At 27.3% G+C, this 16732-nt stretch carries 17 protein-coding genes and 1 pseudogene; all 18 read left to right on the top strand.

What is annotated here, in order from left to right; translation table 11 throughout:
* Positions 1–194: pseudogene (locus QX51_RS20640) on the top strand (CCA tRNA nucleotidyltransferase); the annotation flags it as partial.
* Positions 195–315: 121 nt separating this feature from the next.
* Positions 316–1437 (top strand): putative cytokinetic ring protein SteA, encoded by a 1122-nt coding sequence (steA, locus tag QX51_RS08015; RefSeq protein ID WP_039679391.1) that lies wholly within the window; start codon positions 316–318, stop codon positions 1435–1437.
* 22 nt (positions 1438–1459) lie between these two features.
* Positions 1460–2341: a copper transporter gene (locus QX51_RS08020; RefSeq protein WP_039679392.1), complete on the top strand. Its 882-nt coding sequence runs from the start codon at positions 1460–1462 to the stop codon at positions 2339–2341.
* Between the two features lie 21 nt (positions 2342–2362).
* Positions 2363–3055 (top strand): glycosyltransferase family 2 protein, encoded by a 693-nt coding sequence (locus QX51_RS08025; RefSeq protein ID WP_039679393.1) that lies wholly within the window; start codon positions 2363–2365, stop codon positions 3053–3055.
* Positions 3056–3119: 64 nt separating this feature from the next.
* On the top strand, positions 3120–3884 hold the full coding sequence (locus QX51_RS08030) for a glycosyl transferase (RefSeq protein ID WP_079764706.1): 765 nt from the start codon (positions 3120–3122) through the stop codon (positions 3882–3884).
* A 4-nt stretch (positions 3885–3888) separates the two neighbouring features.
* Entirely contained in the window at positions 3889–4986 is a 1098-nt protein-coding gene (locus QX51_RS08035) for a DUF3866 family protein (RefSeq protein ID WP_039679395.1), read from the top strand.
* A complete protein-coding gene (locus QX51_RS08040) occupies positions 4958–5488 on the top strand; it encodes an NUDIX hydrolase (protein WP_039679396.1) in 531 nt (176 codons plus the stop codon). The genes QX51_RS08035 and QX51_RS08040 overlap by 29 nt, the downstream gene beginning before the upstream one ends.
* A gap of 58 nt (positions 5489–5546) precedes the next feature.
* Positions 5547–6158, top strand: coding sequence for a stage II sporulation protein M (locus QX51_RS08045; protein WP_039679397.1), 612 nt, complete (start codon positions 5547–5549; stop codon positions 6156–6158).
* Positions 6159–6170: 12 nt separating this feature from the next.
* Complete coding sequence (locus tag QX51_RS08050; RefSeq protein WP_039679398.1) at positions 6171–7058, top strand: tyrosine-type recombinase/integrase; 888 nt, start codon at positions 6171–6173, stop codon at positions 7056–7058.
* Positions 7059–7071: 13 nt separating this feature from the next.
* On the top strand, positions 7072–8241 hold the full coding sequence (locus QX51_RS08055) for a phosphopentomutase (protein ID WP_039679399.1): 1170 nt from the start codon (positions 7072–7074) through the stop codon (positions 8239–8241).
* A 25-nt stretch (positions 8242–8266) separates the two neighbouring features.
* A complete protein-coding gene (locus QX51_RS08060; RefSeq protein ID WP_039679400.1) occupies positions 8267–9592 on the top strand; it encodes a pyrimidine-nucleoside phosphorylase in 1326 nt (441 codons plus the stop codon).
* Positions 9593–9801: 209 nt separating this feature from the next.
* Entirely contained in the window at positions 9802–10869 is a 1068-nt protein-coding gene (gene mltG, locus QX51_RS08065; RefSeq protein ID WP_039679401.1) for an endolytic transglycosylase MltG, read from the top strand.
* 132 nt (positions 10870–11001) lie between these two features.
* On the top strand, positions 11002–11664 hold the full coding sequence (locus QX51_RS08070) for an O-methyltransferase (protein ID WP_039679402.1): 663 nt from the start codon (positions 11002–11004) through the stop codon (positions 11662–11664).
* On the top strand, positions 11664–12593 hold the full coding sequence (locus QX51_RS08075) for a peptidase U32 family protein (protein WP_039679403.1): 930 nt from the start codon (positions 11664–11666) through the stop codon (positions 12591–12593). Before QX51_RS08070 ends, QX51_RS08075 begins: the two co-directional genes overlap by 1 nt.
* A 323-nt stretch (positions 12594–12916) precedes the next feature.
* A complete protein-coding gene (locus tag QX51_RS08080) occupies positions 12917–13372 on the top strand; it encodes a MarR family winged helix-turn-helix transcriptional regulator (protein WP_039679404.1) in 456 nt (151 codons plus the stop codon).
* Between the two features lie 176 nt (positions 13373–13548).
* A complete protein-coding gene (locus QX51_RS08085; RefSeq protein WP_039679405.1) occupies positions 13549–15210 on the top strand; it encodes a peptidoglycan D,D-transpeptidase FtsI family protein in 1662 nt (553 codons plus the stop codon).
* 77 nt (positions 15211–15287) lie between these two features.
* On the top strand, positions 15288–15938 hold the full coding sequence (gene sigK / locus QX51_RS08090) for an RNA polymerase sporulation sigma factor SigK (RefSeq protein WP_039679406.1): 651 nt from the start codon (positions 15288–15290) through the stop codon (positions 15936–15938).
* A 209-nt stretch (positions 15939–16147) separates the two neighbouring features.
* The coding region (locus QX51_RS08095; RefSeq protein ID WP_039679407.1) for a hypothetical protein at positions 16148–16732 on the top strand (585 nt) is incomplete at its 3' end.

Here is a 16732-nt window from a genome sequence, read left to right on the forward strand (position 1 = left end):
TATTGAAAGAAATTGAAGAAAATAATGAATGTTATACAGTAAAAAATTTAAAAGTAAATGGAAAAGATATTATGGCATTAGGTTATGAAAATAAAGCGGTAGGAGAAATTCTTAATTATCTTTTAAAAGAAGTGATAATCAAACCAGGTTTAAATGAAAAAAGTTTGCTTATTGAAAAAATACAAGAAATATAACTAATCGTTTTTTAAAAATAAAAAAACATATAATAATTTATAAAACTATAAAATATTTCCTTTGTTCTTAAATAATGTTATAATGTTATATGATTTTAATAAAATATCGGAGGTTTTAATTATGAGAGTGGAAGCCCCTATTAAAGTAGATAGAAAAACAAAAAGGCTTGCGAAGAGACTTACAGGGGGAGAAATTGCAGTTATCAATCATATGGATATAGATGAAGTAGCTGCCAATTCCCTTGTAGAAGGTAAAGTAAAATTAGTAATTAACGCAGCCCAGTCTATAAGTGGGAAATATCCAAATAAAGGGCCAGGAATATTAACAGATAAAAATATTTTAATTATAGATAATGTTGGACAAGAATTATTTGATGAATTAAAAGAAGGGCAAATAATAGAAGTAAACAATGGGCAAATCTATAGAGATGGACAACTTTTGGGAGAAGGTAGTGTACTAGACAAAGAAAAAGTATCTATAAAAATAAAAGAAGCTTATGATAATATGTCTGTAGAATTAGATAGATTCATAGATAATACTATAGAATATGCAAAAAAAGAAAAAGGCTTCATCTTAGGAGAAGTTGAAATCCCTAAAGTAAAAACAAAATACAAGGATAGACACGTATTAGTTGTAGTTAGAGGGCAAGATTACAAAGAAGACTTAAGTACAATAATTTCTTACATAGAAGAAGTAAAACCAGTGCTTGTAGGAGTAGATGGTGGTGCAGATGCTTTAGTAGAATTTGGATATGTTCCAGATGTTATAGTTGGAGATATGGACAGTGTTAGTGATGAAACACTAAAAAAAGCAGGTGAAATAGTTGTACATGCTTATGTGGATGGAAGGGCACCAGGACTAAAAAGAATACAAGATTTAGGACTTGATGCAATAGTGTTTCCAGCACCTGGAACAAGTGAAGATATTGCTATGCTTACAGCTTATGAATATGGAGCAGAGCTAATTGTTGCAGTTGGGACACATTCTAACATGATAGACTTCTTGGAAAAAGGAAGAAAAGGTATGGCTAGTACATTCCTTGTAAGATTAAAAATAGGGTCTAAATTAATAGATGCTAAAGGTGTTAACCTACTATATAAAAGCAAATTGAAAATCAAATATATTTGGGCTATGATAATAGCAGCATTATTCCCAGTACTAATACTTGCTTATTTATCACCAACAACACAGCAATTTATCAGAATAATACAGTTAAAATTAAAATTACTATTAAATATGTAATATATAAATTAGGAGGATTAATATGAATATAAATATGAAGTACTATATAGTCACAATTGGTGCTATATTTATAGCTTTAGGTGTAGGAATACTAGTTGGATTTAACTTAAACTATGATCAAGCTTTAAGTAAGCAACAAAGTGAAGTACTTGAAAGCTTTAATACAGAATTTGAAGATCTAAAGGATAAGAATAAAAATTTACAAGCGGAAATTGAATCGTTAAATGGAGATATAGAAGCAACAAGAGAATATATTGATAAAAATGTTGATGTATTAACAGCAGATGTATTAACAGATAAAAATACTGGAATAATACTAACAAGCGAAAACCATGACTACAGCGAAGAAATAGAAAAATTAATAACAAATGCTAATGGTAAAGTATCTTTCAATATAGTAATAAAAGATAATATAAGTGATGAGGAAAAGTTAGCTAATTTATCTAAAGATTTAAATAAAACATTTAAATCATCACAAGATGTAATAAACTACATAATAAGCTCTTTAGGTAGTACAAAAGGATATGACCAATTATACGCTTTAGAAGATTTAGGTGTAATAAAAATAAATAATATAGACGAAAAGAAATACCAAGATTATGATTCAGTAGTTTTACTTGGAGAATTAACTGGAAAAGATGCGAAAGTAAAGTTTGATGCAAAAGAAAAATTAGTTTTAGATGGATTAAAAGAAGAAAACAAATACTTAGTGGCTGTTACTCAAAGTGATAGCAATAATGAAATTTTAAAATTATATTCAGAAAATAATATATCAACAATAGATAATATAAATGAAGGTATGGGTAAAATTTCTCTAACTACATTATTAAAAAATCAAAACATAGTTGGTAATTATGGAAATTCTGATTTAGCAAAAGAACTAATTGCTTATGAAAATAACTAATAATTAAAGGAGAATAAGAAAATGAATCCTTATTTAAGTATAATAATACCAGCATATAACGAAGAAAATAAAATTAAGGATACACTAGAAAATATAAAAAATATTGAAGAAATAAGTGAAATAATAGTAGTCGATGATGGTTCTAGTGATAATACTTCAAAGGTAGCTAAAGAAGTAAAAAGTGATAAAATAACTGTTATAACTCAAGACAAAAATAGAGGTAAGGGTTATGCTTTAAATAATGGTTTAAAAGTTGCCATGACAAAAGCCGATATCATAGGTTTTTTAGATGCAGATCTTGGTAGTTCATCAAATGAAATCTCAAAATTAATAACACCAATATTAAATGATGAAGCAGATGTTATAATAGCAAAGTTCCCTCCTGCAAAGAAAAAGGGAGGACTTGGATTTGTTAAAGGCCTTGCAAAAGAATCTGTACTTGAAATGACGGGAGTAGAATTAGACGCTACTTTATCAGGTCAAAGATTGTTTAAAAAAGAAGTATTAGAAAAATTTGATGAAATTCCATTTGGATATGGCGTGGAAGTCGGTATGACCATAGACATATTAAAATATGGATATAGAATAAAAGAAGTACTAGTTAATATGACTCATAGTGAAACGGGAAGAGATTTAAAAGGCTTTATTCATAGAGGAAAACAATATTATCACATTAAGAAAGTACTAAAACAAAAGAAAAAAGAATGGAGGTAATATATTGTATTCATATGTATTTAGAGGAATAATATTTTTGTTAGGCTTAATAGGAACATACCTAATGATACCTTTATTCAAAAACTTACTAGTTGATAGCAATTGTATAAGACCTAATTACAAAGGAGAAATGATACCTGTTAGTATGGGGATAGTCTTTCTTCCAATGATAATTATAAACGGAATTATTGTGGCATTTTTTACAGTAGATTTTGTAAGCATGACATGTTTATTTTTATTTATATTTGGAATGATGGCTATGTTTTTTGCAGGTATAATAGATGATACCATAGGAAATAGAGATGTAAGTGGACTAAAGGGTCACTTTAAAAGTCTTTTTAAAGGAAAACTTACAACAGGAGGATTTAAGGCCTTATTTGGAGGTTTTGTAGGACTTATAATATCAGTGTGTATATCTAAAAATATTATTGATATTATAGTAAATACTTTGATTATAGCATTGTCCACTAACTTTATGAATTTATTTGACTTAAGACCTGGTAGAGCAATAAAGGTATATTTAGTTATAATAATTATAATCTTATTTACATTAACTGGTTATATACAAATGTTACCTTTATTAATACTTCCAAATGTAATTGCTTATTTTAATTATGATTTAAAAGCAAAAGCTATGATGGGGGATACTGGTTCAAATGTACTTGGAATATCTATAGGTATCTTAATGGCGCTTGGTTACACGCTTAATGTAAGAATAGCATGGTTAATATTTTTAATATTAATACACATATTAACTGAAAAATTTTCTTTAACAAAAATTATAGAAAAAAACAAAGTATTAAATTTTATTGATAGATTGGGAAGGTAATCTTATGATTAGTAAAAAAGTAGGAATAGTAGAGGAAATAGCTGATAGTAGTGAAGTATTAGATGATATAAGAGTTAATATTAATGGACAAATACAAAGAGCTTATAACTATCCTAAAATAACTGGAGAAGTAAATATAGGCGATGAAGTAATATTAAATACTACTGCAGTTGAACTAAGTCTTGGTACTGGTGGATATCACTTTGTTATAGCAAATTTAAATAACAAAGAATCTGATTTATCACCAGGTGGTCATATAATGAAGCTTAGATACACTCCTTATCAAATAAAAGTAAATGCTGTAGAAGATCATGAAAGTGAATATCATGATATAATAAATAACTTTGAAACTTTAGATGATATGCCAGTTGTTGTAGGGACGCTTCATAGTATGTTAATTCCTTTTGTAGCATCATACAAAAGACATAATCCAAACAAAAAGCTAGTATATATAATGACTGACGGAGCAGCGCTTCCGATTTATTTAAGTAAAAATGTACAAAACCTAAAAGAAAAAAACTTAATTGATAGTACTATTACTATTGGAAATGCTTTTGGCGGTGATTATGAATGTATTAATATATATACAGCTTTAATTACAGCAAAAGAAATAATTAAGGCTGATGCAGTGTTTGTATCTATGGGACCTGGTATAGCAGGAACTGGTACTAAATATGGATTTACAGGTATGGAGCAAGGACCTATATTAGATGCTGTTAGAAAACTAGGAGGAAATCCTATAGCTATTCCTAGGATAAGTTTTGCTGATTTAAGAGAAAGACATAGGGGAATATCACATCATGCAATTACCATATTTAAAGAAATTGTAAATGTGAATGTAAATATTCCTGTAACTATTTATGATAAAGAAAAATTTGATTACATAAAAAAACAAGTAAAAGATAATAAATTATTTGATAAACATAATATAATTTATCTGGAAAATAATAAATGTAAAGAAGATTTGGATTATTTTAACCTTAAAGCAAGAAGTATGGGCAGAAATTACGAACAAGATAAGGAATTTTTCGATGCGGCAAGTACGGCTGCATATTACTTAATGGAGGTTTGTGATGATAACGAAGGAGACTACTGTAAGTAGTGATTTAATTTACACTGGTAAAACTATTCAGCTTAGAGTAGACACAGTGGAGGTGCCTAATAAAGGATATCAAAAAAGGGAAATAATTGAACATAAAGGCGCAGTGGCTATAGTTGCCATAACAGATGATAATAAAATTGTATTAGTTAAGCAATACAGAAAAGCAATAGAAAGAGAATTATATGAACTACCTGCTGGTAAAATTGAAATTGGTGAGACACCCCTTGATTGTGCTATAAGAGAATTAAAAGAAGAAACGGGTTATAGTGTAGACAGTTTAAAATTAATTCATAAGTACTATACTACACCAGGATTTTCTAATCAGATGGTATTTATTTATCTAGCTAAAAATTTAATTCCAGGGGAGAGTCACTTGGAAGAAGATGAATTTTTAGAGGTTTACGAGATTGATAGAGAAGAAGCTTACAATATGGTTATTAGCAACGAGATTTGTGATTCAAAAACTGTTATTGGATTATTATTAACTAAAGAATTAATATAAAGCATAACCTCCTCTTTGATAACATAAATATATGTTAGGATAAGAGGAGGTTATAAATTTGAGAAAAACAATAAGAAAAAAAGATAATTTAAGAGTAAGTAAAGAAATAATTTATTTAAGCGTTATTTTTATTGTATTTGTGGCTATAGGAACTTATTTAAATAAGATTTTTTCAAATGGACAAGATATAGTACTAGATAGTATAAATAATTTGTATGACTACTATAGCCAGGGAAGTGATATAAACATAAGTGCTGTAATTTTTTCTAATTTGAGAGAAAATATTATTTTCTTAGGGAGTATAGTATTATTTTCATTGTTTGTACTTACTTTTCCATTAGCTATAATAAGTTTTTTATTAAAAGGAATATCAATAGGCTATACTATTAATAGCTTAATTTTATTAATTAAGCTTAAAAGTATAAAAATGATATTGATTATGGTAATAAAAAATTTTATTATAATACCAGGGGCAATATTAATTATTGCATTTAGTTTTTACTACATTAGAAATATTTACGAAGAATATAAACGAGGAAGAAAAGAAGGGATCTTATTTTTAGGTAGAAGATACTTGTTAAATGGTATTATTATAATAATAGTTTGTACATCAGCACAATTATTATTAAATGCAATTAGCATTGGCATTTTGCAATTCCTAGTAAGATAAAAGGAGTTATTTATGGAAGTTTTACAACAATATATTGATTATATTAAATGCAAAAAAAAATTATCAGAAAATACCATATGTTCATATTATACGGATATTAAAAAGTATATAGATTATTTGCAGTCTGAGCATATTGAAATTAAAGATGTAGCAGAGTATGATATTATTAATTTTCTGGTGAATTTAGAAAAACAAAATATTTCTGTTGCTACAGTATCAAGAGTAACTTCTTCTGTTAAGTCTTTTCATGAATATTTATTTTTAAATCGTATTAGCGAAACCAATCCAGCTAATAATATAAAAAAACCAAAAATAAAAAGAGAAAATGTTGAAATTTTAACTGAAGAAGAAGTTGAAGCTCTTTTGAAGTTTCCTGATTTAGATAGCCCTAAAAAGATAAGGGATAAGGCTATTTTTGAAACATTATATGGTACAGGAATAAGAGTTTCAGAACTTGTTGAACTAAATCTACAAGATGTAGACTTGCAAATTGATTATCTATATTGTAATACAGGAAAGAATCAAAGAGTAATACCTCTTTGTGAAATAACTAAATTATATCTGGAAAAATATATAAAAGAAGGAAGAGTCAATTTAGCTAAAACAGATGAAGAAGCATTATTTGTTAATGCCCAAGGACAAAGGTTCACAAGACAGGGTCTTTGGAAAGTTATCAAAAAATATGCTAATATGGCTAATATAAGTAAAAATATTAATCCTAGTATACTTAGACATTCATTTGCCATACATTTACTAAAAGGAGGTGCAAATGTGGCTGTTGTAAGTAGAATTTTAGGAAACTCTAATTTGTCTAGTTTACAGCTATATTTAAACCAAATGGACAATAATGTTAGGAAAGAAATTAAGGACAAGCATCCAAGGAAAAAAGAAGACATATAAGGAGGAAATTTGTATGAATAGAGTAATATGGATGGTTATAGATAGCGTTGGTGTAGGAGCGCTTAAGGATTCACAAGAATTTGGAGATGTGGGAGTAAATACTTTAGGTAATATAGTTAAAAATCATAAAGATATTAAAATACCTAATATGATTAAATTAGGTCTTGGAAATATAGATGGAATAGATTATTTACCAAAGACAGAAAATCCAATAGGTTCATTTGGTAAATGTGATGAATTATCATGTGGAAAAGATACAACAACAGGACACTGGGAAATGACTGGTGTAGTGGTGGAAAAGCCTTTTAAAACATTCCCAGATGGATTTACAAAAGAAATAATAGATGAGTTTGAAAAAAGAACTGGAAGAAAAGTAGTTGGAAATAAGCCAGCTTCTGGAACAGCTATACTTGATGAGTATGGTGAACATCAAATGAAAACAGGAGATGTAATAGTATATACTTCAGCAGATAGTGTATTCCAAATTGCAGCTCATGAAGAAGTAATACCTCTTGAAGAGCTATATAAAATGTGTGAAATTGCAAGAGAAATAATGATGGGTGATAATGCTGTAGCTAGAATAATAGCAAGACCTTATATAGGGGAAAAGGCAGGTAAGTTTGAAAGAACTTCTAACAGAAGAGACTACTCATTAAATCCATTTGAATCTACAGTATTAGACACAATAAAAGAATCTAATTTAGATGTTATAGGTGTGGGAAAAATAGAAGATATATTTAATGGACAAGGTATAACTGAAGCTATACACACTAAAGATAATATGGATGGTGTAGATCAAACTATAAATTATATTAAAAAAGAAAATAATGGAGTAATCTTCACAAATCTAGTTGATTTTGATTCAAAATATGGACACAGAAGAAACTCTTTAGGATATAAAGAAGCTTTAGAAGAATTTGATGCTAGAATACCTGAAATAATATCATCAATGAAAGAAGATGATATATTAATAATAAATGCAGACCATGGAAATGATCCTACTTACAAAGGTACTGATCACACTAGAGAATATATACCAGTACTTGTGTATGGTAAAAATATTAAAAATGGAATAAACTTAGGAATAAGAAAAAGCTTTGCAGATATAGGAGCTACTGTAGCAGATATATTAAATGTTAAGTTACCTAATAATGGTGAAAGTTTTAAAAATGAAATAATGTAGCAAAGTGAATCTTTAGGAGGCAGCAATGAGAATATACGATATAATAAGAAAAAAAAGAGATAAAGAAGTTTTAACAAAAGAAGAAATAGATTTTTTTGTAGATAGATATTCAAAGGGGCAAATTCCAGATTATCAAGCATCAGCTCTTTTAATGGCTATATATTTAAATAAAATGAATAAGCAAGAGACTGCTTATTTAACAGAAGCAATGATGAATTCAGGAGAAGTAATGGATTTATCTGCAATAAATGGTGTTAAAGTTGATAAACACTCAACAGGAGGAGTGGGAGATAAGACTACAATTGCCCTAGCACCTTTAATGGCAGCTTGTGGTGTTCCTGTGGCTAAAATGTCAGGGAGAGGTCTTGGACATACAGGAGGAACTTTAGATAAGCTAGAAGCTATACCGGGATTTTCAATAGAAATGAGCTCTAAGAAATTTATAGATTCAGTAAATGATATAAAAATAGCTGTTTGTGGTCAAACGGCATCAATAGCAGTTGCTGATAAAAAAATGTATGCTCTTAGAGATGTTACAGCAACAGTTGATAATATATCGTTAATAGCTGCATCTATTATGTGTAAAAAATTAGCCTCTGGAGCTGATGCAATAGTTTTAGATGTTAAAACTGGAGACGGAGCATTTATGAAAACTTTAGATGACTCTTTCGCATTAGCTAAGGAAATGGTGGAAATTGGAACAGCTATGAATAGAGAAACCATAGCTATAATAAGTGATATGGACGAACCTTTAGGAAGTGCTGTTGGTAACTCATTAGAAGTTATAGAAGCCATAGAAGCCTTAAAAGGAAGAGGTCCAAAAGATTTTATGACACTTTGTGAGACATTAGGTGCTTATATGTTAGTATCATCTAAAATAGCTTCAGATTATGAAGATGGAGTAAGAAGAATTAAAGAAGCACTAGAATCTGGTGCTGCTTTAAAAAAATTCAAAGAGTTTGTTTCAAATCAAGGAGGGAATCCTGAAGTAGCAGATGATTATTCTTTATTGCCTGAGGCAAACCATATAGTTGAAATAAAATCTGACAAAACAGGTTTCATAGATAAAATAGAAGCTGAAGCTGTTGGAGTTAGTGCAATGGTACTTGGTGCAGGAAGAGAAACTAAAGAAGATAAACTAGATTTAAGTGCAGGTATAATACTAAAGAAAAAAGTAGGAGACTTTGTAAACGAAGGAGATACTTTAGCAGTTATGCACTTTAATAGAGAAAATAAATTTGAAGATGCAAAGAGAAGATTTAAAAATGCTTATATAATAAGCGAAGAAAAAGCTGAACCTAAAAAATTAATATATGGTGTCGTGACAAAAGATGGAATAAGTAAATTCTAGTTAAATGTTTAAAAAAGCTTAACTTGTAAAAAATAAAGTTAAGCTTTTTTTTATTTTTAAATTGAATCAGAGAAGAGATTTGAATTTTATTTATAGAATATACTAGTTTGAGTAAAGCGAATTTTTTTAATTCTGACATTTTTATTGAAATATTTTAACCTTAGATTTATAATAAAAAGGATATAAAAGAGATAAGGAGTTAGCAACTTATGAATTTGAACAATTATAAAAGTAAAAAAATTATGGTGGCTATAGTAATTTCAATTCTTATTTTGATTCTTGTAGCAATTTTTGTAGTTACTCAAATAGGTCCATACAATAAAAATAATAAAGAGGATATTGTAGTTGATATACCAACAGGATCTACGTTAAGCCAAGTTACAAATATATTGAAAGAAAATAAGTTAATTAAAAATAAAATTTTATTTAAATTATATGTAAGAGTAAGTAATAATACTTCAAAACTTAAATCTGGAAAATACTTATTTAACCAAGCGTATTCAAATAAGGATATAGTTCAAGATTTATCTGAAGGTAAAGTTTACAATGATGGTATAAAAATAACAGTTCCAGAAGGTTCTACTTCTTTTGAAATTATTGACATTCTTGTTAAAAATAAATTAGGAGATAAAAAAATTTATGAAGAATTAATAAATAATCCTAAAGAATTTAAAGATAACTTTAAATTTTTAGCTGACGAAAAAATTGTATCATTAGAAGGTTTTTTATATCCAAGTACTTATTATTTTAATGAGAGTAAAACTGAAAAAGAAATTTTAAATCATATGTTGGAGACTTTTGAGTCAAAATATACTGAAAAATTACAAAAAAGACAAAAAGAACTTAAAAAATCTTTATATGAGGTGATTAACTTAGCTTCTATAGTAGAAAAGGAAGCTGTACTTGATGAAGATAGACCAATAATATCAAGTGTATTTTACAATAGGATAAAGATAGGCATGCCATTACAATCTGATGCAACAATTCAATATATTTTTAAGGAAAGAAAGAAAAGTATAACTTATAATGATTTAAAAATTGATTCTCCATATAATACCTATAAGGTTCAAGGATTACCGCCTACACCTATTGCTAATCCAGGTATAAAATCAATAGAAGCTGTTTTATACCCATCAAATACAGAATATTTATACTTCGTGGCAACCATAGAAGGTGGAAATACTTATAGTAAAACTTATGAAGAGCATGTAAAAAATGTGGAGCAATATAGAAAAGATAGAGAAGAGAGAAATAATAGTTACTCTACGGATAAATAGGGTAAGTATATTATTGATAGTTTTTTAATTGTAAAGATTTTATGTTTTTATGGATTATGTCTTAAAAATTTAAGATATAATCCTATTAATTTGAAAAGAGTAAATTAAGTGAGAAATTAAGGAGTGAAAGAATTGAGTAATATCGTAAATAATGAAGTTGAAAGATATATAAGAGAAACACTAAAAGATAAAGATGGTTTATTAAAAGAATTAGAAGAATATGCAGTGGAGTATAATGTTCCTATTGTGCACAAAGAAGTATCAGATTTATTAAAAGTTTTATTAAAAGTTCAAAAACCTAAAAGTATATTAGAAGTAGGTTGTGCAATTGGATATTCATCTATTTTATTTTCAACTTCTACAAATGGAGAAGCTAAAATAATAACAGTAGAGAGAAATGAAAAAATGATTGAACAAGCAAAGAAAAACTTTGAAAGATCAGGATTTGATAATAATATTACCTTATTAGAAGGGGATGCGGAAGAATTATTGAAAAATGTTGAAGGCGAATTTGATATGATTTTCTTAGATGCAGCGAAAGGTCAATATCAACTATTCTATGACTTAGTAATAGATAAGCTTAAAGTTGGTGGTCTTTTAATTTCAGATAATATTCTTTACAAAGGTATGATTGCTGATGATGCTCTTGTTATGAGAAGAAAAAAAACTATTGTAAAAAGAATGAGAAACTACTTAGACTATATATGTAACTGTAACTACTTAAGTACATCGCTAATACCTATAGGAGATGGAGTAGCGCTAAGTTACAAAGAAAAAGAAAGGGTTGAAGAATAATGTTAAACTTAGAATTATCATCTTTTGCCAAGGATTTACAAGGATTAAAAGGAGCTCTTGAAAGTGGAGCAGATTCTGTATATATAGGTGGACAAACTTTTGGAATGGATACTATTTCACATAAATTTTCTATGGAAGATTTACAAGAAGGTATAAACTTTGCTCATGAAAGAAATAAAAAGGTTTATGTAACTATATCATTATTACCACACAATAATGACTTTGTTAAATTAGAAGAATATTTATTAAAGCTAAATGAAATAAAAGTAGATGGTTTAATATTATGTGAGCCTGGTACTTTAGAAATAGTTAGAAGAGTAATACCTAATATGAAAGTTCATATGGGAATGCAAGCTAACATTTACAACTACGAGACAGCAAAATTTTATTATGATTTAGGTGTTCGAAGAGTTGTAATAGCTAAAGAATTGGCTCTTAAAGATATAATAGAAATAAGAAAAAATGCACCATTAGACTTAGAAATAGAAGCATTTATACATGGATCAATGGTAATGTCATATTCAGGAAGAAGATTATTATCAAATTATTTGAAAAGTAGAGATGCAGATAAATATGATGAAGAAAAGCACTATAACTTAGTAGAAGAAAAAAGACCTGGTCAATATTGCCCGATATATGAAGATGAGGGTGGAACAATTTTCTATGCTGCTAAGGATTTATGTATGATAGAATTTATTCCACACATGATTAAATCAGGTGTTACTACTTTAACTATAGAAGGAAATATGAAATCAAATAAATATACTGAAGAAGTAATAAAAGTATATAGGAAAGCTATTGATGAATTTATAAAAAGTCCAGATAACTGGGAATTTGATAAAAGTTGGCTAGAAGAATTACAAAATATAGATCATAGAGATCTAACGACTGGATTTTATTTAGAAGAAAATATAGATTATATAAAGTAATAATGTTAAAATGCACAGTTATAAAAATAAATGTGCATTTTTTATTGAAGGAAATTATATGTTATCTGTTTTATGGATAACATATAATCTCCAACCTAATGGGCGAAGCTGTTGGCGACATGAAGTGGAGAGCCCACGCAGTGGCTTAAGCGAAGTGAATTTTTTTATTTTAATTAATAGATAAGATTTATGGGTATTATAAATATAAAATATAAAAAATTAAAATAGTAATGTATTGTAAGAATATACTATGATGGCAATTGAATTAAATTAAAAAATTTATTATAATACATTTAGAATATAAAGGACGGAGAGTATAAATTATGGAAAATAGAACAGAGGAAATTTTAAATAAATTATTAGTACAATTATTTAATGACATTTTACATATTGAAGAAAAAGCTATGAAAAATACAGAGTTTAAAAATCTTTCAATAACAGAAATACATACAATAGAAGCTATTGGAACGGAAGGAAATAGAACAATGGGGGAAATTGCCCATGATTTAAGAATAACAGTGGGAACTCTTACTACAGCCATAAACAGACTTATAAAAAAAGGCTATGTTGAGAGAAAAAGAATAGAAGAAGATAGAAGAGTAGTTCTTGTTAGTCTTACTGAAACAGGTAGAGAAGTTTTTGATGTTCATAGCGTATTTCATAAGGAAATGATAGATGGAATACTTGAGAATTTTAAAGGAAATGAATTAGAAGTATTAACAAAAGCTCTTGGAAAAGCAAATAGATTCTTTGAACGAAAATATGAAAGCTTTCAATAGGAAGCTTTTTTTAATTTCCAACGTTGTGACTTGAGCAACGGGCAAAGCCTTTGGTTACATGAGTGAAGCAAATTTTTTATATATAAAAATAATAATTTTTTATTTAATATTTACCATTTCAGTATTTTTTTTCTTTTACTTGTTAAAAATAATTACAAAGGATAAGAGGTGATTAAATGACGAGGAAGAAAAAAAATACATCAAATAAATTAATAAAAAGAAGAATAAAATTTTTTTTTATTGTTTTTTTATTATTGTGTACTTATCTAACATACGAAATAGTAAATTTAACAATATTTAAAAATGAAGAATATGAAAGTAAAATAGATAGTCAAAGTTTGGAAACAATAAATCTAAATAGTGGAAGAGGAATTATCTATGATAAAAATAATTTACCTCTTACAGATCAGAAAAAGAGTAAGGTATTGCTTGTACCAAAAGATATAGTAAGTGGCAATTTTAAAAATGTTGCGCTTATAAAAAAAGCAACAAAATTAACTGAAGAAGATATATATAAATCTGTACAAGAACAGTTATCAAATGAAATTATTGAAATAGATATTGACTATATTGATAAAAGTAAAATAGAAGAACTAAAAGAAAAAAATATTTTAGTGAAAGAAAAGACAGTTAGATACTCAAATAGTAATTTACTAACTCATTTAATAGGATATATAAAAAAATCAGAAAATAATGGAGTTAGTGGAATAGAAAAATATATGAATGAAGAATTGAAAGATAGCAATAAAAACTATGTGTCAGTATTTAAAGCAGGTGTAAATAGTAAAGGTCTTAAATACTTAAAGGGTAGTATTGAAGAAAATTCAAATAGCGAAAATTCTTCCCATCTAAAATTAAGTATAGATTCTAAAATACAACAAAAAGTAGAAAAACTTATGGATAAAGAAGAAAATCCAAGTGCAGTTATAATTTCTGATATTAAATCAGGAGCAATTTTAGCAATGTGCTCAAGGCCAAACTTTAATCAAAATAAAATTTCAGATTATAAAGATAGTACTAAAGGAGAGTTACAAAATAGAGCATTGGCTGTTACATATCCCCCAGGATCTGTATTTAAATTAGTAGTATTATATGCAGCATTAGAAAATAATGTAATAGATGAAAATTACAGATATAATTGCAATGGAAGTATAAAAATAGGGTCTTCTAGTGAAGTTTTAAATTGTAATAATAATGTTGCTCATGGTGCAGAAGATATAAGTGATGCATTTGCTAACTCTTGTAATTGTGCATTTTATGATATAGCAAAAAGAGTAGGTAGTGAAAAAATATATGAAGCTATAAAAACACTATATTTAGATGAAAAAGTGGATATAGGAATAGATGAAGAAAAAGATTCTAAGTTACCAGAGAATATAGCTCTAAGTAACTTAGCTATTGGTCAGGCTGATATAGAATTTACTCCACTTCAAATTAATCAGCTGACTCAAATTATAGCTAATAATGGAACATATATGCCACTATACATATATGATAGTATTATAGATAATAATGAAAATACTATAAAAGCATATAAACCTAATAAAAAATCAGACATAATATCTCCTTATACTATGACTAAAATCAAAAATATGATGATGAAAGTATCAAAGGAAGGTACAGCTAAAGCATTAGTAAATCTGCAAGGTGGATGTGGAGTAAAAACAGGAACTGCTCAAAGTAGTTTGAATGGTAAGGCCATATCTCACGGATGGATTACAGGCTTTTATCCAGAGATAAATCCTAAATATGCAATAACTGTTATAGTTGAGGGAACAGAAAAAGAAAGCAAATCAGCAACTCCAATTTTTAAAGAAATCTGTGAAAATTTAAAATAAATTTAACAAAGAATAGTCAACTTTAGAAGGCCACTTTCATATAATTTAGAGTGACACCTAAAAAAGGGGGTGGCCTGTTGACTATTCTAAAATCATTTGAAAAACCATTAACCCCTGAAGAAGAGATACATTATTTATCTTTATTAAAAAATGAAAATAATCAAGAAGCTAAAGAAATACTAATAGAGAGGAACATGAGATTAGTTGCTCATATAGCAAAAAAATATAATAATTCTAATGAGGACCAAGACGATCTTATATCAATAGGTACCATTGGTTTAATTAAGGCCATTGAGACATTTAAAGTGGATAAGGGAACTAGATTAGCAACTTATGCATCAAAATGTATAGAAAATGAAATTCTAATGAATATCAGAACTAATAAAAAAAATAAGGTGCAAGTTTCTCTTCAAGACCCTATTGGTGTAGATAAGGAAGGGAATTCCATTAGCTTAATAGATATATTAGGTACAGAGCCAGATTATGTGATAGATCAGGTTGAACTAAAAGTACAAATAAGTAAGCTTTATGAAAAACTGGATAAAATTCTAACAGAACGAGAAAAAGAAATTATCCAATTAAGGTATGGACTTACACCTTTGGGATATAAAACTCAAAGAGAAATATCTCAAAAGCTAGACATATCACGCTCGTATGTATCAAGAATTGAAAAAAAAGCTCTTAAAAAGTTGAGAAAAGAATTAAAATCAGAAAAAAGCCTTGAATAAGGCTTTTTTTGTCGTGTATAACTTTTTTATTTCTATCCAGAAAGTGACAAAATATTTAATATAATTATGATAATATAACTTATATGATAAAAAAAGAGAAGAAAATATGAAATTTATACTCAAGAATAGTATTTTTTGGTAACAGACAAAAACTATGTAATTTTGTAAATAGAAAAGATATTATTATCAGTTATAAAGGGGGAAACTTGATGCCTTTAAATGAATACGGTGAATTATTATATTTATTAGAAATTATTACAATCATTGCAATACCAATATTATTAATATCAATATATAAAATATCAAATACTAATGGTATATTTTTTATTATTTTATTGTTTATTTTTTTTATATTATTTCATATAAAAGCAAAAAGTAAAGGAAGTTTTAAGAAATATATTGTTCCTATAATATTTACTATTGTAGCAGCCTATACAGAAATTTATGGTTCTATGATAATTGATACAATATATGAAATATCAATTAACTTATGTATTTTAAATGATTTATGTATTAATATAATATATAAAAAACATAAAGAAAATGAATTGAATAAAAATAAGTTCTATATGAACAAGCAATATATCTCAAGAACAATAAAAGAAATAGAAGAAGAAACTTGTATACAAAATTATATAAGAGATGAGATTAAAACTGTTAATGATAAATTATCAAGTATAGTTGAAATAATTAATATTCCTATAATAATTTTAAGTGCGTCTAATTATAAATGCATTTTTAAAAATAAATACTTTGATGAATTACTATTAGAAAATAATTATAAAGTAGAAGAG

It is taken from the genome of Terrisporobacter othiniensis (assembly GCF_000808015.1).
Taxonomy (GTDB): domain Bacteria; phylum Bacillota; class Clostridia; order Peptostreptococcales; family Peptostreptococcaceae; genus Terrisporobacter; species Terrisporobacter muris.

Coding starts and splice junctions, on each gene's coding strand:
- steA (WP_039679391.1), top strand. CDS start 316: ATGAGAGTGGAAGCCCCTATTAAAGTAGATAGAAAAACAAAAAGGCTT.
- QX51_RS08020 (WP_039679392.1), top strand. CDS start 1,460: ATGAATATAAATATGAAGTACTATATAGTCACAATTGGTGCTATATTT.
- QX51_RS08025 (WP_039679393.1), top strand. CDS start 2,363: ATGAATCCTTATTTAAGTATAATAATACCAGCATATAACGAAGAAAAT.
- QX51_RS08030 (WP_079764706.1), top strand. CDS start 3,120: ATGATACCTTTATTCAAAAACTTACTAGTTGATAGCAATTGTATAAGA.
- QX51_RS08035 (WP_039679395.1), top strand. CDS start 3,889: ATGATTAGTAAAAAAGTAGGAATAGTAGAGGAAATAGCTGATAGTAGT.
- QX51_RS08040 (WP_039679396.1), top strand. CDS start 4,958: ATGATAACGAAGGAGACTACTGTAAGTAGTGATTTAATTTACACTGGT.
- QX51_RS08050 (WP_039679398.1), top strand. CDS start 6,171: ATGGAAGTTTTACAACAATATATTGATTATATTAAATGCAAAAAAAAA.
- QX51_RS08055 (WP_039679399.1), top strand. CDS start 7,072: ATGAATAGAGTAATATGGATGGTTATAGATAGCGTTGGTGTAGGAGCG.
- QX51_RS08060 (WP_039679400.1), top strand. CDS start 8,267: ATGAGAATATACGATATAATAAGAAAAAAAAGAGATAAAGAAGTTTTA.
- mltG (WP_039679401.1), top strand. CDS start 9,802: ATGAATTTGAACAATTATAAAAGTAAAAAAATTATGGTGGCTATAGTA.
- QX51_RS08075 (WP_039679403.1), top strand. CDS start 11,664: ATGTTAAACTTAGAATTATCATCTTTTGCCAAGGATTTACAAGGATTA.
- QX51_RS08080 (WP_039679404.1), top strand. CDS start 12,917: ATGGAAAATAGAACAGAGGAAATTTTAAATAAATTATTAGTACAATTA.
- QX51_RS08085 (WP_039679405.1), top strand. CDS start 13,549: ATGACGAGGAAGAAAAAAAATACATCAAATAAATTAATAAAAAGAAGA.